Genomic DNA, 20,129 nt, shown 5'->3' with positions numbered 1-20,129 from the left:
GACGCGCGTGGCACCACGACCCTTGCATGAAATCGTCGAAGCGGGCTGGGCGAAGGCCCTGGAACCGGTGGCCGAACGCGTCGCCGCGATGGGGGACTTCCTCCGCGCGGAGATCGCCGCGGGACGCACCTACCTCCCGGCCGGGCCGAACGTCCTGCGGGCCTTCCAGCAGCCCTTCGACGACGTACGCGTCCTGATCGTCGGTCAGGACCCGTACCCCACCCCGGGGCACGCGGTGGGGTTGTCGTTCTCGGTCGCGCCCGAGGTGCGGCCGCTGCCCGGCAGCCTCATCAACATCTTCCGGGAGCTGAACGCCGACCTGGGGCTGCCCCAGCCCTCCAGCGGTGACCTCACGCCCTGGACCCAGCAGGGCGTGCTCCTGCTCAACAGGGCGCTCACTACGGCCCCGCGCAAGCCCGGCGCCCACCGGGGCAAGGGCTGGGAGGAGGTCACGGAGCAGGCGATCCGGGCCCTGGCGGCGCGCGGCAAGCCGCTGGTGTCCATCCTGTGGGGCCGTGACGCCCGCAATCTGCGCCCGCTGCTGGGCGACCTGCCCTCCGTCGAATCCGCCCACCCCTCCCCCATGTCGGCCGACCGGGGCTTCTTCGGCTCCCGCCCGTTCAGCCGGGCCAACGACCTGCTGATCCGCCAGGGCGGCCAACCGGTGGACTGGCGCCTGCCGTGACCGGGGCGTCGGGCGGCTCCGGGTTCCTCGCCGTGGACTCCGGCGGGTCCGGGCTCCGGGCGGTCGTGGGGACCGCCGAGCGCGGGCCGCTGGCCCGGAGCGCGTCCGGGGAACCGGTCCGCACGGGTGAGCGGGGCCTCGACCCCGGGCACTTCATGGCGCAACTGCTGCCGCTGGTCCGCGCGTTGACCGCCGAGGCCGGGCCGGTGCCGCTGACCGCCGCCGTCGTCGGCGCGGCCGGGCTCGCGTCCCTGGGGGACGCGCTGCGCGCCGAACTGCCGGGTGCCCTGGCCCGGGAGCTGGGGGTGCGGAGGGTCGCGCTGGCCGCCGACGCGGTGACCGCGTACGTGGGGGCCCTCGGGCCCCGGCCGGGCGCGGTGATCGCCGGTGGTACGGGACTGATCGCGGTCGGCACGGACCTGACCGGCTGGCGCCGCGCGGACGGCTGGGGGCATCTGCTCGGCGACTGCGGCGGCGGCGCCTGGATCGGCCGGGCGGGCCTGGAGGCCGCGCTGCGGGCCCATGACGGGCGGGAGGGCGGCTCGGCCCGGTTGCTGGCGTGCGCCGAGGACATGTTCGGGCCCGTGGCGGGGCTGCCCGGCGCGCTGTATCCACGGCCGGACCGGCCCGCCGTGCTCGCCTCCTTCGCGCCCTGGGTGGCCGCCTGCGCGGACGCGGATCCCGTGGCGACGGGCATCCTGCGCGCCGCCGCCCGGCACCTGGCCGACTCCGCGGCGGCCGTGTGCCCCGCGGCCGGTGAACCCCGCGTCGCCGTCACCGGCGGCCTGTTCAAGCTGGGCGACCCGCTCCTCGGGCCCCTGGACGAGGAACTGGCCACGCGGCTGCCGCGGGCGCGGCGGGTGCCGGCCGAGGGCGACCCGCTGCACGGCGCGGTCCGCATGGCGGCAGAGCTGAGCACCGGTTCGCTCACCCTGCCGGGTGACGCGGCGATGCTGTCCGTGACCACCCTGTCGGGTGATTGATCCGATCACGCCCGAGCCGTACGCAACTTATCCGTACGTAACTCATCAGACAAAACCGGACGGATACCGCTCACCTGCCCCCTCCCCGAACAGGGGAGCCCAAGAAGCCAGTAACATGCGGCGCCATGAGTTCCCCCACTGGGCCCGCGGATGGCCTGCCAGTACGAATGCCGCGCCCCCGCCAGCCCGGACGGCACCGCCGTCCCGAGCCGCTGGTTGCTCCCGAGGGCGCGCCCGCGCTCGTCCTCGCCGTGCCGGGGACGCCCAGTAGCGCCACGCGCAGCCTCGCCGAGGAGGTCGTGAGCATCGCCCGCTCCGAGCTGCCCGGCCTCGACGCCCGCATCGGGTACCTCGACGGGGGCAACGCGGAATTTCCCTCGCTCCAGGCCGTGCTCGTGCACGCCGCCGAGGAGCGCACGGCCCGTTTCGAGCAGGCCCGGGCCGCCGGCATGGACGTCAAGATGCCCGACGGCCCCGTCGCCGTCGTCGTGCCGCTGCTCGCCGGCCCGGACAGCGCCCTGCTGCGCCAGGTCCGCCAGGCCCTCATGGAGAGCCGTGTCGCCGCTGAGCTGACCGACGTCCTCGGTCCGCACCCGCTGCTCGCCGAGGCGCTGCACGTGCGGCTCTCCGAGGCCGGTCTGGCCCGCGCCGACCGCGCCCGGCTGTTCACCGTGGCGACCGCCGCGGACGGCATCATCCTGGCGTCCGTCGGTGGTGACGAGGCCGTGCAGGCGGCCGGGATCACCGGCATGCTGCTCGCCGCGCGCCTCGCGGTGCCGGTGATGGCTGCGGCCCTGGACCAGGAGGGCTCCATCGCGTCCGTCGCCGAGCAGCTGCGGTCCTCGGGCTCGCAGCAGCTGGCCCTCGCGCCGTATCTGATCGGCCCGGAGATCGAGCCGGGGCTGGTCGAGGAGGCCGCGAAGGAGGCGGAGTGCTCCGCCGCGGAGTCGCTCGGGCCCTACCCGGCGATCGGGAAGCTGGCCCTGGCCAAGTACACGACGGCGCTGGGCATCACGCCGCAGCAGCCGCAGGGGGCGCCGGTTCGCTGACGTTCCTCAGGAGGCCCGCTTCGGTGTTCGGAGCGGGCCTTCGCCGTTCGGGGTCTGGTTTGTCGGCCGGATGCGGGTGCGTTGTGGCTGGTCGCGCCCACGCGGCGGAGCCGCACATGTCACAGCCCCGCGCCCCTTGGGGCCGTTCAGCCGAGGACCACGCAGGATGCCGCCGGCACCCTGATCGAGCCGCCCCGCCGTGGGATTCCCGTGTGCGGGTCCGCGGCGAACCACGTCACGTCACCCGAGCGTTCGTTCGCGACGTAGAGGAAGCCGCCGGAGGCCGTGAGGGCGCGCGGCCAGTGGCCGCCGCAGGGCACCGTGGCGACCAGCCGCAGTCCCTCTCCCTCGACGGCGAGGACGGACAGGACGTCGTCGCCGCGGGTCGCGGTCCACACGAAGCGGCCGTCGGGCGAGGCGGCGATGCCCGACGGGTAGGCGTCGCCCGCCGGCGCGCCGGGCAGGACCGGGGTCTCGGCCAGCGGGGTCAGCACGCCTTCGGCCGCGTCCCAGCGGCAGACGGTGATGGACGGGCTGAGCTCGTTGACGACGTACGCGTGCCCGCCACCCGGGTGGAAGGCCAGGTGACGCGGGCCCGAGCCGGGCCGCAGGGCGGTCTCCCGGTGCACGGCGAGGGTGCCGTCCGTCAGCGTGCACACCCGCACCGAGTCGGTGCCGAGGTCGACGCTGACGGCCCAGCGGCCGCTCGGGTCGGGCTGCACCTGGTGGGCGTGCGGCCCCTGCTGGCGTGGAGTGTGCGGGCCCGCGCCGGTGTGCCGGAGCACGCCGGAGACCGAGCGCGCGAGGGTGCCGTCGGGGCGGACGGGGACGGCGGTGACGCTGCCGGAGCCGTAGTTGGCGGTGAGGAGATGCCCGTCGAAGAGGCTGAGGTGCGTCGGCCCGCTGCCGCCGACCGGCACGGGCGGCCCGGCCGGCTCGGGCCTGTCCCCGCTCACCCGGTACGCGGCCACGGCGCCCTCGGCCGTCTCACTGACCGCGTACAGCGTCTCACCGTCGGGCGAGAGGGCCAGATAGGACGGGTCGAGGACGGATTCGACGCTGCCGAGGACGGTCAGCGCGCCGCTGTCGGGGTCGGCTTCCGCCGTCACGATGCCGGGGCCGCCGGCCGCCGTGAACGACCCGATGAATGCCCGCCGCCTGCCGTTGTCCGCCACCGCTGTCCCCTCTCGTCCCCGGGCCGCCCGGAACGACCGCGCAGCCGATCATGCGCGGTCTAGACCAAAGGGTCAAGGAGTCGGGGAGGCGTGGCTCGCCCCGGCGCCACCGCACGCACTCGGCGGCAGCCGTGCGGGACCGCCTCAGGCCCCGGCCAGCGGAGAGCCCGAGGGGGTGCGCAGCGGCCGGGCTAGCTCGGCCAGGGCCCGTTCCAGGCCGTGCAGATGGGCCAGGACCGGTTCGGTCGCGGACGGGCCGTCCGCCTGGACCAGGACGTCCCCGCCCTCGGTGAGCGCCTCGACCGCGGCCTCCACCCGCCGGCAGGCCGTGGCCAGCCGGGCGTCGTGGGAGGCCTCCGGGTCGGCGGCGACGGCGACCAGGCCGCGGACCTCGCGGGCGCAGTCGTCGAGGAGGGCGAGCACATGCCGGGCCCGCCGCTTGCGGCCGAGCATCGGGTTCAGCGGGTGCACCAGCGGGGCGACCGAGAGCCGTACCCGGGCGAGCAGTTGTTCCAGCTCGGCGACCCGCGGGGCCGGGTCTGCGTCCGCGGCTCCGGCCAGGCGCCGGGCGGTCTCGGCGGCGCAGGCGTGGACGCAGCGCAGGGCCCGCTGGATCCAGGCGTCGGTGACGCTGTGGGTGGTGACGGGCAGGACGAGGATCACGGCCAGCGCGGCACCGAGCGCCCCGACGCCGGTCTCGGCGAGCCGCAGGGCGAGCAGGCCGGGGCCGAGCACGCCGAGGAGGCCGTAGAGCAGCCCGGCGAGGAGGGTGACCCACAGCATCATCCAGGTGTAGGACACGGCGGCCGTGTAGAAGACGCCGAAGACGCAGGCGGCGGCGAGGACGGCCGTGACGGCCGGGTCCCCGTCGACCGGCAGGGCGACGACGAGGCCGAGGGCGATGCCGATGACCGTGCCGAGCAGCCGCCGGAAGCCGCGGACCAGGGTCTCGCCGCGCGAGGTGGTGTTGACGAAGATCCACCAGGTGGCGCCGACGGCCCAGTACCAGCGCTGCCCGGAGACCAGCTGCCCGACGACGAGGGCGAAACCCGCTCCGGCGGTGGCCTGGATCGCCTGGCGGGTGGTCACCCGGGCCAGGCCCGTGCCGCCCGGCGGGGCGGGCACGGCGGGCGGGGGCAGGCGGCGCTCGTAGCACCACAGCCCGAAGCGCACCGCGGCGGCGGTGAGGACGGAGAGCAGGACCGCGGCGTACAGCTCGGGCAGCTGGTCCGTGGTGGCGTGCAGGAACTGCGCCACGAAGAAGGTCATGAACGCGAACACGCCGAGGCTGTGGCCGCGCGGTCCCCAGCGGCGCGCGTACACACCCGCGCCGACCACGGCGAGGAAGGCGAGGTCCCGGGCCACCGGGTGGTCGTGCAGTTCGGCGGCGGCGGTGAGCACGGGCAGTCCGACGGCGGGCAGCAGCGCGGTGGTGACCGCCTGGCCGCGGACCGTGGCGTCGGTGACGGTGAACAGGGCGAGCAGGGCGGCGAGACCGCCGGTGACGGCCCCCGTGAGGGAGTGCCCGGCGAGACCGCACACGGCGACCGCGAGCGCGACGCCGAGCACGGCTCGCGCGCCGAACCGCAACCGCGTGCGCCCCGGATCCGGAGCCACGAACACCCTCTTCAGCACTGTTTACCGCCCCCTTCGACGCCCGGCACGAGAACACATGAAAAAGGCGCCGCGGGGTCCGCAGCGCCATCGACGCATCCATATCAGCATCCCGGGCGCCACTGGCTCAACAGGCTCCTTCTAGACTGGGCCATTGGTACAGCGAGAGCGGCTGCGGAGCGGCCGCGGCAGAGCCAACGGACGAGGAGGGGCGCGGCATGCCCGTGGACGAGCTCGACACCCGCATCCTGCGGCTGCTGCTGGAGCAGCCGCGCACGAGCGTGCGCGAGTACGCCCGGATCCTCGGTGTCGCCCGGGGCACGCTCCAGGCGCGGCTCGACCGCCTGGAGCGCGCGGGCGTGATCACGGGCGCGGCACCGGCCCTCTCCCCCGCCGCGCTCGGGCATCCGGTGCTCGCGTTCGTGCACATCGAGGTCACCCAGGGCCATCTCGACGAGGTGGGCGACGCACTGGCGGCGGTCCCGGAGATCGTCGAGGCGTTCTCGATCACGGGCGGCGGGGATCTGCTGGCCCGGGTCGTGGCGCGGGACAACGCGCATCTGGAGGACGTCGTCCAGAAGCTGATCAGCATGCCCGGGGTCGTCCGCACCCGCACGGAGGTCGCCCTGCGCGAGCGGGTCCCGCACCGGCTGCTGCCGCTGGTGGAGTCGATCGGCCGCGCCGCCCGGTCCTGACCCCCTCCCGGTCGTTGGATCTTGGTCTTTGACATGCTGACACCATGAGCAATCTCGGCGGCATATCGGTCATCTTCGATCTCGACGGAACGCTCGTGGACAGCGAGCCGAACTACTACGAGGCGGGCCGGCGGACCCTCGCCGAACACGGCGTCACCGACTTCGGCTGGGCGGACCACGAGCGGTACGTCGGCATCAGCACGCAGGAGACGGTCGCGGACTGGAAGGAGCGGTACGGCCTGCGGGCCTCCGTGGAGGAGCTGTTCACCGCCAAGAACCGCCGCTATCTCGAACTCGCCCGTGCCTCCACGCGCGCCTACCCCGAGATGCGCGAGTTCGTCGAGCTGCTGGCGGCCGAGGGCGTCCCCATGGCCGTGGCTTCCGGCTCCTCGCCCGAGGCCATCGAGGCGGTCCTGGCCGGCACGGGCCTGAACACCCGCCTGCGGACCGTCGTCTCGGCCGACGAGGTCGCGCACGGCAAGCCCGCCCCGGACGTCTTCCTGGAGGCGGCCCGCCGGCTCGGGTCGGACCCGGGGGACTGCGTGGTACTGGAGGACGCCGCCCCGGGCGCGGCCGCCGCGCACGCGGCGGGGATGCGCTGCATCGCGATCCCGTACGTCCCGGCGCAGGCGGACGCACCGGAGTTCAGCACCGCCGGCCTGCTCCTGCCGGGTGGCCAGAAGGAGTTCACGGCGCGGACGGCGTACGAGTGGCTGGTGCGCTCGGCCGGTCTTTCCTGAACTCACCTCTCCCGACCCGTTGACGCTCCCCCGTCCCCTCCCTAGGGTCTGGTCGATCACTCGCACAAGGTTCGATATCCCGAACATTATTGAGCACGTGGACCCGTGGAGGAGCACACACATGGCACGGCCCCTCTCCAGACGATCCCTTCTCCAGGCCGCGACCCTCGCCGCGGCCGTACCCGCGCTCTCCCGGACGGCGACCGGGCGGGCCACGGCGGCCCCCGCCGCCGCGGCGCTCGCCGCGGCCGCCGCCCCGTCCGCCTGGACCGTACGGCCGTTCGGGCTGGAGGAGGTGCGCCTCGGCCGGGGCGTCTTCGCGGACAAGCGGAAACTGATGCTGGATCACGCCCGCGGCTACGACGTGAACCGGCTGCTCCAGGTGTTCCGCGCCAACGCCGGCCTGTCCACGGGCGGCGCGGTCGCGCCCGGCGGCTGGGAGGGGCTGGACGGCGAGGCCAACGGCAACCTGCGGGGCCACTACCCCGGCCACTTCCTGACCATGCTGGCGCAGGCGTACCGCAGCACGAAGGAGCAGGTGTTCGCCGACCGGATCGGCACCATGGTCGGCGCGCTGACCGAGGTGCGCGCGGCGCTGCGGCGTGATCCGGCGGTGCTCAGCGTCGCCGGCAGGTTCGGGACGGCGGCGGAGAACGTACGGGGCTCCTACCAGTACGTCGACCTGCCCGCCACCGTGCTCGGCGGGGCCTCGGCCGTCACCCTGTCGGTCTGGGTGAAGCCCACGCACGACGCCGACTGGGCCCGGATCTTCGACTTCGGCAACGACACGAACCGGTACCTGTACCTGGCCGCCCGCAACCAGGCCGGGGTGCCGCGCTTCGCCGTCACGACCTCGGGTCCCGGCGGTGAGCAGGGCCTCAACGGCACGGCCCCGCTGCCGCTGAACCAGTGGAGCCACCTGGCGGTCACGATCGCGGGCGGCACCGGCACCCTCTACGTCAACGGCACCGCCGTCGCGCGGAACACCGCGATGAACCTCACCCCGGCGGCGCTCGGCACGCTGAAGAACAACTGGCTCGGCCGCTCGAACTACTCGGCCGACCCGGCCTTCGCGGGCGCCTTCGAGGAGTTCAACGTCTTCTCGCGGGCCCTGACCGCCGCCGAGATCACCGAGTTGCAGGGCCGCCGCGCCGCCGACGCCTCGACGGGCCGGGGCGACCTGGCGTCGTACGCCTTCGACGAGACGACCGGCGGGAGCTTCGCGGACGCCTCCGGCCGGGGCCTGAGCGCCACCCTGCGCCGCACCTGGGGCGGGCCCAGCCACCCCGGGTTCCTCGCGGCGTACCCGGAGACGCAGTTCATCGAACTGGAGTCGAGGACCACCCCCGACTACACCAAGGTGTGGGCGCCGTACTACACCGCGCACAAGATCCTCCGCGGTCTGCTGGACGCGTACACCGCCACGGGCGACGCCCGGGCCCTCGATCTCGCGTCCGGCATGTGCGACTGGATGTACTCGCGGCTGTCCAAGCTGCCGGAGTCCACGCTCCAGCGCATGTGGGGGATCTTCTCCAGCGGCGAGTTCGGCGGCATCGTCGAGGCGATCTGCGACCTGCACACCATCACCGGCAAGGCCGAACACCTCGCGCTGGCCAAGCTGTTCGACCTGGACCGGCTGATCGACGCGTGCGCCGCGAACAACGACATCCTCGACGGGCTGCACGCCAACCAGCACATCCCGATCTTCACCGGCTATGTGCGGCTGTACGACGAGACGCGCGAGGAGCGCTACCTCACGTCGGCGAAGAACTTCTGGGACATGGTCGTACCGCACCGCATGTACGGCATCGGCGGCACCAGCACCGGAGAGTTCTGGAAGGCCCGGGACGTGATCGCGGGCACGATCAGCGCGACCACGGCCGAGACCTGCTGCGCGTACAACATGCTCAAGCTGAGCCGGACCCTGTTCTTCCACGAGCAGGACCCGAAGTACATGGACTACTACGAGCGGGCCCTGTACAACCAGGTCCTCGGCTCGAAGCAGGACAAGCCGGACGCGGAGAAGCCGCTCGTCACGTACTTCATCGGGCTGACGCCCGGTCATGTCCGGGACTACACGCCCAAGCAAGGCACCACCTGCTGCGAGGGCACCGGCATGGAGAGCGCCACGAAGTACCAGGACTCGGTGTACTTCGCGAAGGCCGACGGCAGCGCCCTGTACGTCAACCTGTACAGCCCGTCCACGCTGACCTGGGCGGAGAAGGGCGTCACGGTCACCCAGACCACCCGCTTCCCGGAGGAGCAGGGCAGCACGCTGACCTTCGGGGGAAGCCGGGCCTCCTTCACGCTGCGGCTGCGGGTGCCGTCGTGGGCGACCGCCGGGTTCCGGGTGACCGTCAACGGGAGGGCTGTGTCCGGGACTCCGAAGCCGGGGAGCTACTTCGAGGTGTCCCGGACCTGGCGGGCCGGCGACACCGTCCGCATCGCCATGCCGTTCCGGACACGGGTGGAGAAGGCCCTCGACGACCCGTCGCTCCAGACCCTCTTCCACGGCCCGGTCAACCTGGTCGCCCGTGACGCGTCCACCGAGTGGCTGAAGGTCGGGCTGTACGGCAACGCCGGTCTCTCCGGCGACCTGGCGCACTCCCTGACACCGGTGCCGGGCAAGCCGCTCCACTTCACGCTGGGCGGACGGGAGTGGGCGCCGTTCTCCGAGGGGACGGAGGATCCGACGCACGCGTACTTCCGCCGCGCGGAGCCGAAGGTCGTCTTCGGTGGCAGGGACTCGGGCGTCGCCAACCCGGCGAAGGCCGACGGCACCACGCTCCTGGACGAGATCTGGGCCGGGGCGCCCTTCCGGAACAAGGGGGCGCTGGTGGCGCGGGTGCGGTCCACGGTGGACGCGTGGGTGACGGCCGGGCTGCTGAGCAGGGCCGACGGCGACAAGGTGGTGAGCACGGCGGGCGCGGCCTCGTACCAGCCCTGAGCACCCGCGTCCGGGTCCGGTGCCGTGCGGCCTGCGGCACCGGGCCTGGGGAGTGCGCGAACTTTTTTGCGGCAGAGGTGATTGTTTCGCCCCTGGCATCCGTACCTCTTGGTGTTGGGCCGTTCATATCCCAGGAGGCACGATGCGCATCTCGCGCAGCACGGCAGGAACCGCGTTCGTGGGCGGTGCGATGATCCTGACGCTCACAGCGCTCGCCTACCCGAGCATGATGGGCGTGCAGAACGCGGCTTCCGGCCAGGACCGCATCATCGCCAACACCCAGTGGGGGCCGCTGACCGAGGCGGACCGCGACTTCGTGGTCCGGGTGCGCGCGGCCGGCCTGTGGGAGTACCCCCTGGGGCAACTGGTGCTCCAGCGGGGCACGACGCCGGCGATGAAGGAGGCCGGTGAGCACCTGCTCGTGGGCCACGGCCGGCTCGACGCGACCTGCCGCAAGATCTCCCAGGACCTGGGCATCACCCTGCCGAACGAGGCGTCGCCGCAGCAGCAGCAGTTCGTGGCGACGGCGGAGGGCAGCACCGGCAAGGAGTTCGACTCCACGGCCGTGACCATCATGCGCGTCGCGCACGGGGGCATCTTCCCGACGGTCGCCAAGATCCGGGCGACCACCCGCAACAGCCTGGTGCGGGAGCTCGCCGACCAGACCAACGACACCGTGCTCGACCACATCTCGGTGCTGGAGAAGACCGGTCTGATCAACTACGAGCAGGTCAGCTTCCAGATCACCGCCCCGGCCAAGCTGCCCCAGGACCAGACGACGCCGCCGCCTCCGCAGGCGGGTGCGCCGGTGCGGGTGCTGCCGATCCCCGAGGAACTGAAGGATCTTCAGACGGTCGCTCCGAACCCGTCCTTCGGGCAGCCGCAGCCGACTCCGACGGCGGGGTGAGCGAGGGCGGCGGGACCGGGCCAGTCCTTGAGCGCTACGACCGGCGGCGCGGCCTGCCCCGCCTGCCGCCCTTCGAGGAGCCGCCGGAACCGCTCCCGCGCCGGTTCCCGCCCGACTGCCCGGCTGCCGTCGGTTTCCGCCGGGGCCCGTCCTTGTCCGCGCGCCCGGGCTTCTCCTGCGCCGGAGACTGCTTGCGGCCCCGCGTGCTGTTGACCGTGCGGCCCCGGACGATGCCGATGAAGTCCTCCACCTGGTCCGTCGTCGCGTCCTCGGGCCACGCCAGGGCGACACTCGACTCGGGGGCGTCCGTGAGGGGACGGTGGGTGAGGTCCTTGCGGTGGTGGACGCGGGCCAGCGACAGGGGGACGATCAGGACGCCGATGCCGGCCGCGACCAGTTCGACGGCGTCGGCCGTCGTGGCGGGGCGTTCGAAGGCGGGCCGTCCGGGCAGGGTCTCCCAGTCGAGGACGTCGTCGAGGGGGTGCAGCACGATGTCGTCGGCCAGGTCCTCGGGGGACACCTCGTCGACGGCCGTGACCAGGTGGTCCTGGGGCACGACGACGACGGTCTGCTCGGTGTAGAGGGGGATGGCGCTGAAGACCGTGCGGTCCACGGGCAGCCGGACGAGGCCCGCGTCGGCGTCCCCGCCCAGCAGCCGCCCGGCCGCCGCTCCGGCGGGCACCTGAGTGAGGGTCAGCGGGACGTCGTGCCGCTCGTTCCAGATGCGCACCCACTTGTCGGGCATCACCCCGGGGACGTATACGAGCCGGAACGGGGGAGGAACTTCCGAGCCTGTCACCTGGCCAGGTTACCGGCCGTGGTCAGCGGTCGTGGTCAGCGGTCGTGCACACGCTCGATACGCTGGACGGTATGACGTCGCACCAGAGCACCCAGACGATGAAGCCCGCGACCGCGGCGAAGAAGCTGGGTGTGTACATCGAGGCCACACCCGCCGAGTTCCGGGAGGGTGCCGTCTCGCGCGCCGAGCTGGACGAGCTCCGGGCGAACCCGCCGCAGTGGCTTCAGGACCTGCGGCGCAACGGCCCGCACCCGCGCCCCGTGGTCGCGGCGAAGCTCGGCGTCTCCATCGCGGGTCTCGCCCGCGGGGGCGTCACCGAGCCCCTCACCACGGATCAGATCGAGACGCTGAAGCAGGAGAGCCCCGAGTGGCTGGTGCGGGAGCGCGCCACCCAGGCGGAGGTCCGCAAGGAGGCGGCCCGCATCAAGAAGAAGCACGCCGAGCGCAACGACTGACCTCCCGCCTTCTGTCAGACGGCCCCGACCGGTCCATCCGGTCGGGGCCGCTGTCGTTTCTCCGGCCCACGCCCGGCCCTCTCCCGCCCCCGTGTGGCCTCGGTGAAATCTTTCAGCCATGTCTTGACATGGCGATGAAACGATCCGTAGCTTGGCCGATCATTTAGATTCGTGAAGGCAGTTCACGAATATGAACGGAGAACCATCCATGCGGGATCGCCGACGCCGCATCGACATGCGGCTCCACCGCCTGGCTGCCGCGCTCGCCGTCTCGGGGCTCCTGTTCGGAACGGCCGCCTGCGGCTCCGGTTCCGGCAGCGCCCGGGCCGGCGATCCGAACACGCTGGAGGTGTGGACCCGGAGCGATCCGGAGTCCGCCCAGACCTACGAGCGGGTGTTCGCCGCTTTCACCGCGAAGACCGGCATCAAGATCGACTACCAGCCGGTCATGAACTTCGACCAGCAGCTCCAGAGCCGGGCGTCCACCAAGGACCTCCCGGACGTCATGATCAATGACACGGCCCTGATGGGCAGTTACCAGGCGCAGGGCCTGCTCGAGCCCATCACCCCGGCGTCGATCGCGGGGCATGACGAGATCACCGCCAAGTCCTGGTCCTCGACGGTGGGCCGCGACGGCAGGCACTACGGCATCCCGTACTCCCGGCAGGCCATGACGCTGTTCGTCCGCAAGGACTGGCGCGAGAAGCTCGGCCTGCCGCAGCCGAGGACCTGGCAGGACACCCTCGCCCTCGCCAAGGCCTTCGCCACCCGCGACCCGGACGGGGACGGCAGGAAGGACACGTACGGCATGGTCGTGCCCGGCAGCGCGCAGAACGGCTATGTCGCCTGGTGGGGTGCCAGCTGGCTGTGGCAGGGCGGGGTGCGGATCATCGAGAAGGACGGCTCGGGCTACCGGCCGACCATGGACTCGGCGGCCGCCCTGCGCACCGTCACCTGGATGAAGGACAACCTCTTCTGCGGTGACAACGGTGTCATCCAGCCCGGCGCGCTCACCTCCGTCACCGCGAACACCACCAACTTCCAGGACGGCAACGCCGGGATGTACCTCACCGGCCCCTACAACATCTCCACTTTCGACAAGGCGCTCGGCAAGGACACGTACGAGGTCCTGCCCGCGCCCTCGGGCCCGGCCGGCAACAACGACGTGCTCGCCGACGGCGAGAACATCTACTTCGGCGCCAAGACCGGGAAGGCGAAGCAGGAGCAGGCGCTCGCCGCCTTCCTGATCTCCCCCGAGGGCCAGACGCTCGCCATGACCGGCGACCACCAGCCGGTGGTGCGCATCCCCGTCAACTCCACGCTCGACGCGGCGAAGGTGCGTAACGACCCGCGCTGGAGCGTGGTGCAGAAGGCGTACGAGACGGCCTCCGTGCAGTTCCCCAACGCGCCCGACTTCGCCCCGATCAAGCAGGACACCGCCGACGCACTCAACGCGCTCTTCACGTACTGCGGCAGCGACGTCCGCTCCGGCCTCAAGGAACTCAACGACACCCTCGCCGGTGATCTCAAGGACCAGGAGCTGCTGACATGACCGCGACCGTGACGACGCCGGGGCCGCGCGGAGCCCGGTTCCTGAGCAAGAAGGCCGTGCTGCCCTGGCTGTTCCTCGCGCCGGGCCTGCTGCTCGCCCTCGTCTTCAAGTTCCTGCACATGGGCAAGGGCGTCTGGCTCAGCTTCTTCGACGTGCGGCCCTTCCTCGGCGACCAGTGGGTCGGCCTCGACAACTACACGCGGGTCCTGACCGACCACCGCTTCCAGGACGCCATCGGCCACACGCTGGTCCTGGGCATCGGGATGTCGCTCGGCGGCATCGTCGCCGGTTTCGCGCTGGCCCTGCTGCTGGAGGGGCAGGCCCGCTCCCTGAAGATCATCCGCACCGCCGTGTTCCTGCCCGTCGTCACCGCCACCGCGGTGGTCGGCGAGATGTGGCGGCTGATGTACTACCCGACCTCCGACGGCCTGATCAACAGCGGTCTCGGGCTCCTCGGCCTGGGGCCCGTGCCCTACCTCGACAACCCCGACACCGCGCTGTGGGCGACGATGGCCATGGGCATCTGGATGCTCGCCCCGTACAACATGGTGATCATCCTCGCCGGACTGGCGGGCGTGGACCGCTCGTTGTACGAGGCCGCCGCGATGGACGGGGTCTCGCTGTGGCAGCGGCTGCGGCACATCACGCTGCCCGCGATCCGCCCGGCCCTCGGCATCGTCCTCACCCTGGCCGCGATCCGCGGACTGCGCGTCTTCACCGAGGTGTACGTCCTCACCGGCGGCGGCCCGGCCGGGTCCACCGACGTGTGGATGACCCGCGCCTACACCCTCGGCTTCACCCGTAACGACATCGGCGGCGCCTCGGCCGCCTCCGTGGTCCTGCTCTGCGTGACGCTGCTGCTCACCGTCACGGTCAACTACCTCCGCAAGAGGGGAGACGTGCGATGAGCGCCCCCGCCATCGACCCCGTCCGGACCCCGGTGACCGCCTCCCCCGCGCGGAAGTCCGCGGGGAAGCAGCGCACCACCCCCGCCCGTTTCGACACCGCCCTCGGCTGGAGCGACCGGCCGGGGCCCGCCTGGGCGCTGCGCGTCCTGCTGTGCCTGCTCGCCCTGGGTGTCTTCGCGGCGCCGTTCCTGACGATCTTCTCCGGTTCGTTCAGCGAGAAGGCCAGCGGTTCCAGCCTGTCCTTCCTCCCCCACCACCCGACGCTGCTGAACTTCGAGGTGGCGGGCGAGCGGGGCATCTGGGACTACTTCGGCAACTCCCTGGTCATCGCGGGCGGCGGGCTGCTGCTCCAGCTCGTCGTCTGCACGCTCGCCGCGTACGCCCTGGCCCGGCACAGGTTCCGCGGTCAGGCGCTGGTCCTGACCCTGTTCATGCTGACGATGATGCTCCCCGAGGAGGTCATCGCCATCCCGCTGTCCCTGGTCCTCGGCCATGTGCCCGTGGTCGGCCTCGACCTGAAGGGCACGGTCTGGGGTGTGATCCTGCCGCTCGGCGCCTGGGGTATCTCGGTGATGGTGCTCACCGAGTTCATGAAGGACATCCCCGCCGAGATCGAGGAGGCCGCCCGGATCGACGGCGTCGGTGAGCTGCGGATGCTGTGGCAGGTCGTCCTGCCGTTGTGCAAGCCCGCGCTCGGCGTGGCCGGGGTGCTCGGCTTCATCATGATCTGGGACCAGTACCTGCTGCCCCTGATCGCCGCCAAGGACCCCACCGACTACACGGTCACCGTCGCCCTGTTCATCCTGCGCACCGACCCCGAGGTGGGCTCCGGGGTGGTGCTGGCCGGTGCGGTCATCGCCCTCGTGCCCAGCCTGATCGTCTATCTGCTCCTCCAGCGCTCGCTGGTCACCGGCATCGCCGCCGGTGCCACCAAGGGCTGACCACCCCACCCCCCCCCACGTATGAGGGAGACATGAAGTTCCACGGAGTGCTGTTCTTCCCGGTCACGCCGTTCGCGGCGGACGGGTCACTGGACGAGGAACGGCTGGCCCGGCACATCGAGTCGGGTGTCGCCGCGGGTGCGGGAGGTGTGTTCGTCGCCTGCGGCACCGGCGAGTTCCACGCGCTGTCGCCGGAGGAGATCGAGCGGGCCACGCGGGTCGCCGTCGAGACCACGGCCGGACGGGTGCCGGTCCTCGCGGCGGCCGGCGGTCCCGCACCGGTCGCCCGGGACCAGGCCGCCCGCGTCGAACGGGCGGGTGCCGACGGCATCCTGCTGCTGCCGCCCTACCTGGTGAGCGCCCCGCAGCAGGGCCTCGTGCGGTACGTCGAGGAGGTGACCGCCGTCACCGGGCTGCCCGTCGTCTTCTACCAGCGGGGCACGGCCCGGCTCACCGCGGAGACGGCGGCCCGGATCGCCGCCCTGCCCGGGGTCGTCGGCCTCAAGGACGGCATCGGGGACATCGAGCGGATGCACCGCATCGTCCGCGCGGTGCGTGCCGTGCCGGGCGGGGAGGACTTCCAGTTCTTCAACGGGCTGCCCACGGCCGAGATGACCGCGCCCGCCTACCAGGGGATCGGCGTCGAGCTGTACTCCTCGGCGGTGTTCGCCTTCGCCCCGGAGATCGCCCTGGCCTTCCACCGGGCGCTCGCCGAGGGTGACGACGCCCGGGTGTCCCTGCTGCTCGACGAGTTCTACGGCCCGCTGGTCGCCCTGCGCGACGAGATGCCCGGGTACGCCGTGTCGCTCGTCAAGGCCGGGGTGACGCTGCGCGGCCTGGACGTGGGCGGCGTACGGGCGCCGCTGCTGGATCCGACGCCGGAGCACGTGGCCCGGCTGTCGAAACTCATCGACCACGGACTGGAGGTGGCCGGCGCATGAGCTCCACGCGCATCCGCGAGCTGATCGTCACCCCGATCGCGTTCGGCGACCCGCCGCTGCTCAACTCCAACGGCGTGCACGAGCCGCTCGCCCTGCGGATCGTCCTCCAACTGGTCCTGGAGGACGGCACGGTCGGTCTCGGCGAGTCCCCGGGCGGCGCGGCCCGGCTGGAGCGGCTGCACGCCGCCGCGAAGGTGGTCGTCGGCATGGACGTCTTCGACACCACCGCCGTGGCCGCCGCGATCGACGCGGCCCTGCTGCCGACCGTGCCCAGCTCCCACGAGCGCGGCTGGACCACGTCGGCCGTGGAGGTCGCGTGCCTGGACGCGCAGGGCAAGCTGCTCGGCCGTCCGGTCAGCGACCTGCTGGGCGGCACGGTCCGCGACTCGGTGCCGTTCGCCGCGTACCTCTTCTACAAGTGGGCCGAGCACCCCGCCCTCGACGGCCGCGCCGCCATCGGCGACGACTGGGGCGAGGCCCTCGACCCGGCCGGGATCGTCGAGCAGGCCCGTCTGATGCGGGAGCGGTACGGCTTCCGGTCGTTCAAGCTCAAGGGCGGTGTCTTCCCGCCCGACGAGGAGATCGCCGCGATCCGGGCCCTGGCGGAGGCCTTCCCCGGGCAGCCGCTGCGCCTGGACCCGAACGTGGCGTGGACGGTGGAGACGTCGAAGTACGTCGCCTGTGAACTGGACGGTGTCCTGGAGTACCTGGAGGACCCGACCAAGGGCATCCCCGGCATGGCCGAGGTGGCGAAGGACTCGCCCATGCCGCTCGCGACCAACATGTGCGTGATCGCCTGGGAGCATCTGAAGCCGGCCGTCGAGCAGGACGCGATCCAGGTCCTGCTCACCGACCACCACTACTGGGGCGGCCTGCGCCGCACGCGTGAACTGGCCGCCGTCTGCGAGGCGTTCGGGCTCGCGCTGTCGATGCACTCCAACTCGCACCTGGGCATCAGCCTGGCCGCGATGACCCATGTCGCCGCGGCCATTCCCAACCTCGACCACTCCTGCGACACGCACTACCCGTGGAACTCGGCCGACGACGTGATCGTGCCGGGCGTGCTGGAGCTGCGCGACGGGGAGGTCAAGGTGCCGACCGGGCCGGGGCTGGGGGTCGAGCTCGACCACGACAAGCTGGAGCAGTTGCACCGGCGGTACGTCGACTCCGGGATGCGCAGCCGGGACGACACCGGCTATATGCGGCGGTTCCAGCCGGACTACGAGCTGAGGCTCCCCCGCTGGTGACACCCGTGCGCCCCTCCCCGCGGAGGGGCGCACGCGCTCACTTCCCCGACCTGGGCACCTTCAGCCGGTCCCAGGTGAGCTTGCCGGGGATGCCGTCGGCGTCCTTGCCGGAGAAGCCCTGTTTCTGCTGCCACAGTGCGTAGGACCGGCGGTCGGCCTCGGTCCAGTCGGGGCTCGGCCCCTCCTCGTAGCGGCCGCACCCCTCGGCGACCAGGCGGCGGCCCATCGCCGTGATGATCGGGGAGCGCTGCCCTATGTGGAAGAACGCGGCGCCCGGGAACGGCTCGTAGGACGGCTTGGGCGACGGCTTCGGGTCCGGGGCCGGCTTGCTCCCGCCCCCGCCGCCCTTGAGCCGCTGGGCTATGCGCGAGCGCATGCTGTCCATGGTGAAGCCACGCGGGTCCACCTTGCCCGGCTGCCACTCCTTGTGGCCGATGACGGACCGCTCGGACCAGCCGTGGTGGCGGCAGATCGCCGCGGCCACCTTCTCGATGGCCTCCTTCTGCGCCTCGGGCCAGGGGTCCTTGCCGTTGCCGAGGTTGATGCACTCGAAGCCGTAGAAGTGCCGGTTGCCGTCGGTGTCGGCCTCGTTGTCGGCCGGCAGCTTCGACTCGTTGATCACGGCGCGCAGCACGTCGCCGTCGCCGAGGCCGGCATGGTTGGCGCGGCCGTTGCCGACCAGGTGGACGTGGCCCTTCTTGTCGATGACGCCGTGGCACAGCGGGCCGGGCAGGCTGGAGTAGCCGTCGTAGCAGATGTCGACGGAGGCGGCGGTGCCGGAGGTGACGGTGTGGTGGATCATCACGCCGTTCACCGGGCCCCAGGGGCCCTTGCTGTTGCGGTTGTGGGTGCGCCAGCTGCGGACCTCGTGGACGGTCAGGCCCTCGGCCCGCAGGATCTCCACCAGCTTGGACGCGCTCAGCGGCTTGGCCATCAGTTGTCTCCTTCCACGGCGGCTTCCGCCTGCGCGGTGGTCTGGGACCTCCCGTGGGAGGGGTCGGACTCGGCGGCCTGCTCCTCGCGCCGGGCCTGCTCCTCGGCGGCGAGGGTCGCCTCGTCGGCGGCCGGCATGCTGCTGGCCAGCGGACCGAAGGCCAGGCGCAGGTCGACGGCGCTGCCCTCGCCCTTGATCAGGGCCAGCGGGGCGAAGTGCCGGGCGATGCCGGCCGGTGGCCGGAGCAGGGGGCGGCGGGCCGGGTCGACCGGCCACTCGACGCTACCGGTGGCGGTGCGGGCGGGAACGATCCAGTGGTCGCCGGTGCGGTAGGTGCCGCCCTGGGCGAAGTACACCTCGACGCCGTCCTCCAGCGGCAGCCACTCCCCCTCCGTGACGGGGATGGCGCCGCCGCGCAGGGCGGTGCTGCGGCCCTTGCGCTTGGGGCCGCCGGTGTGGTCCCAGCGGCGCAGGTACGGGTTCAGGTGGGCCAGGCGTCCGACGCCCGGGGCTGGTTCGGCGGACAGGCGGACGCGGCGGCCGGGCAGGTCCAGTTCCTCGACGCGCAGCAGCGGCAGGGGCTCCAGGCGGGAGGCGTAGGCGGTGTCGACGAACTCGACGTGGTCGCCGACGTCCAGGTCCAGCTTGTCGTCGTGGCCGAGGGACGCCAACTGCACCCAGGTGCCGTCGAGTTCGTCGACGGGGAAGACGACGGAGCCGTTCTCGCGGGACCACTTGAAGGTGGCCTCCTTCGCCTCGCCGCCCTCGTGGACCTCCACCCGGTACAGCTGGTTCTCCGGGCCGCGGTAGCGGGCGTCCGGCTTGACCAGGCACGGGTCCTCGTCGGCGTGGTCGGGCCGCTCGCTGCGCGCGGCGAGCCGGGCCGAGGGGGCCGACTGCCGCTGCGCCCAGCGGGTGAAGGCGGCCCGGACGACCTCCTTGGACGGGTCGGTCTCCTCGATCTCCAGCGCGGCGAGGGACAGCGGCAGCACCTGCCAGACGACCTTCACGCGGGCGGCGGTGTCGGGCAGGGCCGCGCCGAGGGCGACCTCGCGCAGCGCGGGGTCCTCGGCCGCGGTGACCGAGCGCTCCCACACGTTCAGGTAGACGACGAACGGCGACTGGGCGGGCGAGGGCAGCCGGTCGCCGGGCTTCTCCGGGTCGCGGTGGCCGTCGGGCTGGTCCCAGTAGGTCCAGTGCGCGGGCGGCTCGGGCGCGGACTCCGCGTTCTCCTCGTCGGTGACGGGCACCCCGGCCGCCGGGCGGTCGGCGTCGCACAGGATGCCGTCGACGTAGTAGCGGCCCCCGTGGATGAGGAGGGTGTCGATCTCGTGCTTGCCGCCCACGTACTCGATGCGGAAGCCGGCGGCGTCGCGCGGTCCGCCGTGCGGGCCGATCAGGTCGGCGGCGAGGGTGCGGGCCTGGTGGAGCTGGATCGCGGTCTGCTCGTTGAGGTCGGCGTCGAGCTGGACGCGGCCCTGCTGGGCGACGACCGCGGAGTAGTGCCGCTCCGGGCGGAACGTGGAGCGGGAGAGGTCTGCGTGCATGAAGGGTGTC

Annotated in this window: 18 protein-coding genes; 13 read left to right on the top strand and 5 right to left on the bottom strand. The window is 72.5% G+C overall.

What is annotated here, in order from left to right; all coding sequences use genetic code 11:
• Positions 1 to 7: 7 nt before the first annotated feature.
• The 3 genes from IE255_RS16970 (at position 8) to IE255_RS16960 (ending at position 2,717) form a co-directional block, all read left to right on the top strand.
• Positions 8 to 685, top strand: a complete 678-nt coding sequence (locus IE255_RS16970; protein WP_031120513.1) for a uracil-DNA glycosylase — start codon at positions 8 to 10, stop codon at positions 683 to 685.
• Complete coding sequence (locus IE255_RS16965) at positions 682 to 1,668, top strand: N-acetylglucosamine kinase (protein WP_190051098.1); 987 nt, start codon at positions 682 to 684, stop codon at positions 1,666 to 1,668. The genes IE255_RS16970 and IE255_RS16965 overlap by 4 nt, the downstream gene beginning before the upstream one ends.
• A 125-nt stretch (positions 1,669 to 1,793) precedes the next feature.
• Positions 1,794 to 2,717: a sirohydrochlorin chelatase gene (locus IE255_RS16960; protein ID WP_190051097.1), complete on the top strand. Its 924-nt coding sequence runs from the start codon at positions 1,794 to 1,796 to the stop codon at positions 2,715 to 2,717.
• 146 nt (positions 2,718 to 2,863) lie between these two features.
• Here IE255_RS16960 and IE255_RS16955 read toward each other — a convergent pair whose 3' ends face one another.
• A complete protein-coding gene (locus tag IE255_RS16955) occupies positions 2,864 to 3,892 on the bottom strand; it encodes a lactonase family protein (RefSeq protein ID WP_190051096.1) in 1,029 nt (342 codons plus the stop codon).
• 144 nt (positions 3,893 to 4,036) lie between these two features.
• Positions 4,037 to 5,527 (bottom strand): FUSC family protein, encoded by a 1,491-nt coding sequence (locus IE255_RS16950; protein WP_190051095.1) that lies wholly within the window; start codon positions 5,525 to 5,527, stop codon positions 4,037 to 4,039.
• Positions 5,528 to 5,724: 197 nt separating this feature from the next.
• On the opposite strand from IE255_RS16950, the gene IE255_RS16945 reads away from it, so the two are divergent.
• The 4 genes from IE255_RS16945 (at position 5,725) to IE255_RS16930 (ending at position 10,795) form a co-directional block, all read left to right on the top strand.
• Positions 5,725 to 6,201, top strand: coding sequence for an Lrp/AsnC family transcriptional regulator (locus IE255_RS16945; RefSeq protein WP_190051094.1), 477 nt, complete (start codon positions 5,725 to 5,727; stop codon positions 6,199 to 6,201).
• Between the two features lie 44 nt (positions 6,202 to 6,245).
• Complete coding sequence (locus IE255_RS16940; RefSeq protein ID WP_190051093.1) at positions 6,246 to 6,941, top strand: HAD family hydrolase; 696 nt, start codon at positions 6,246 to 6,248, stop codon at positions 6,939 to 6,941.
• 121 nt (positions 6,942 to 7,062) lie between these two features.
• Positions 7,063 to 9,888 carry a beta-L-arabinofuranosidase domain-containing protein gene (locus IE255_RS16935; RefSeq protein WP_190051092.1) on the top strand — a complete coding sequence of 942 codons (2,826 nt, stop codon included), beginning with the start codon at positions 7,063 to 7,065 and terminating at the stop codon, positions 9,886 to 9,888.
• 142 nt (positions 9,889 to 10,030) lie between these two features.
• The gene (locus tag IE255_RS16930; RefSeq protein WP_190051091.1) at positions 10,031 to 10,795 is read left to right on the top strand and encodes a DUF4142 domain-containing protein; all 765 of its coding nucleotides are present in this window, start codon (positions 10,031 to 10,033) and stop codon (positions 10,793 to 10,795) included.
• A 34-nt stretch (positions 10,796 to 10,829) separates the two neighbouring features.
• Here IE255_RS16930 and IE255_RS16925 read toward each other — a convergent pair whose 3' ends face one another.
• A complete protein-coding gene (locus IE255_RS16925) occupies positions 10,830 to 11,594 on the bottom strand; it encodes a LysR substrate-binding domain-containing protein (RefSeq protein WP_190051090.1) in 765 nt (254 codons plus the stop codon).
• Positions 11,595 to 11,665: 71 nt separating this feature from the next.
• On the opposite strand from IE255_RS16925, the gene IE255_RS16920 reads away from it, so the two are divergent.
• From IE255_RS16920 to IE255_RS16895, 6 genes are all read left to right on the top strand, one after another.
• Positions 11,666 to 12,049, top strand: coding sequence for a DUF5997 family protein (locus tag IE255_RS16920; protein WP_190051089.1), 384 nt, complete (start codon positions 11,666 to 11,668; stop codon positions 12,047 to 12,049).
• A 208-nt stretch (positions 12,050 to 12,257) separates the two neighbouring features.
• Entirely contained in the window at positions 12,258 to 13,601 is a 1,344-nt protein-coding gene (locus IE255_RS16915; RefSeq protein WP_229906447.1) for an ABC transporter substrate-binding protein, read from the top strand.
• A complete protein-coding gene (locus IE255_RS16910; protein WP_190051088.1) occupies positions 13,598 to 14,509 on the top strand; it encodes a carbohydrate ABC transporter permease in 912 nt (303 codons plus the stop codon). Before IE255_RS16915 ends, IE255_RS16910 begins: the two co-directional genes overlap by 4 nt.
• Positions 14,506 to 15,450: a carbohydrate ABC transporter permease gene (locus IE255_RS16905; protein ID WP_190051087.1), complete on the top strand. Its 945-nt coding sequence runs from the start codon at positions 14,506 to 14,508 to the stop codon at positions 15,448 to 15,450. The genes IE255_RS16910 and IE255_RS16905 overlap by 4 nt, the downstream gene beginning before the upstream one ends.
• Positions 15,451 to 15,482: 32 nt before the next feature.
• Positions 15,483 to 16,391 carry a 5-dehydro-4-deoxyglucarate dehydratase gene (locus IE255_RS16900; protein WP_190051086.1) on the top strand — a complete coding sequence of 303 codons (909 nt, stop codon included), beginning with the start codon at positions 15,483 to 15,485 and terminating at the stop codon, positions 16,389 to 16,391.
• Positions 16,388 to 17,638 carry a glucarate dehydratase family protein gene (locus IE255_RS16895; protein ID WP_190051085.1) on the top strand — a complete coding sequence of 417 codons (1,251 nt, stop codon included), beginning with the start codon at positions 16,388 to 16,390 and terminating at the stop codon, positions 17,636 to 17,638. The genes IE255_RS16900 and IE255_RS16895 overlap by 4 nt, the downstream gene beginning before the upstream one ends.
• 37 nt (positions 17,639 to 17,675) lie before the next feature.
• Here IE255_RS16895 and IE255_RS16890 read toward each other — a convergent pair whose 3' ends face one another.
• Both IE255_RS16890 and IE255_RS16885 read right to left on the bottom strand, forming a co-directional pair.
• Positions 17,676 to 18,572 carry a peptidoglycan-binding protein gene (locus IE255_RS16890; RefSeq protein ID WP_190051084.1) on the bottom strand — a complete coding sequence of 299 codons (897 nt, stop codon included), beginning with the start codon at positions 18,570 to 18,572 and terminating at the stop codon, positions 17,676 to 17,678.
• Positions 18,572 to 20,119, bottom strand: coding sequence for a DUF6519 domain-containing protein (locus IE255_RS16885; protein WP_190051083.1), 1,548 nt, complete (start codon positions 20,117 to 20,119; stop codon positions 18,572 to 18,574). Before IE255_RS16885 ends, IE255_RS16890 begins: the two co-directional genes overlap by 1 nt.
• Positions 20,120 to 20,129: the final 10 nt, after the last annotated feature.

Source organism: Streptomyces lomondensis (genome assembly GCF_014651035.1).
Classification (GTDB): domain Bacteria; phylum Actinomycetota; class Actinomycetes; order Streptomycetales; family Streptomycetaceae; genus Streptomyces; species Streptomyces lomondensis.
Note: the sequence above shows the minus strand (reverse complement) of the source record. Positions and strands in the feature narration are given on the sequence as shown.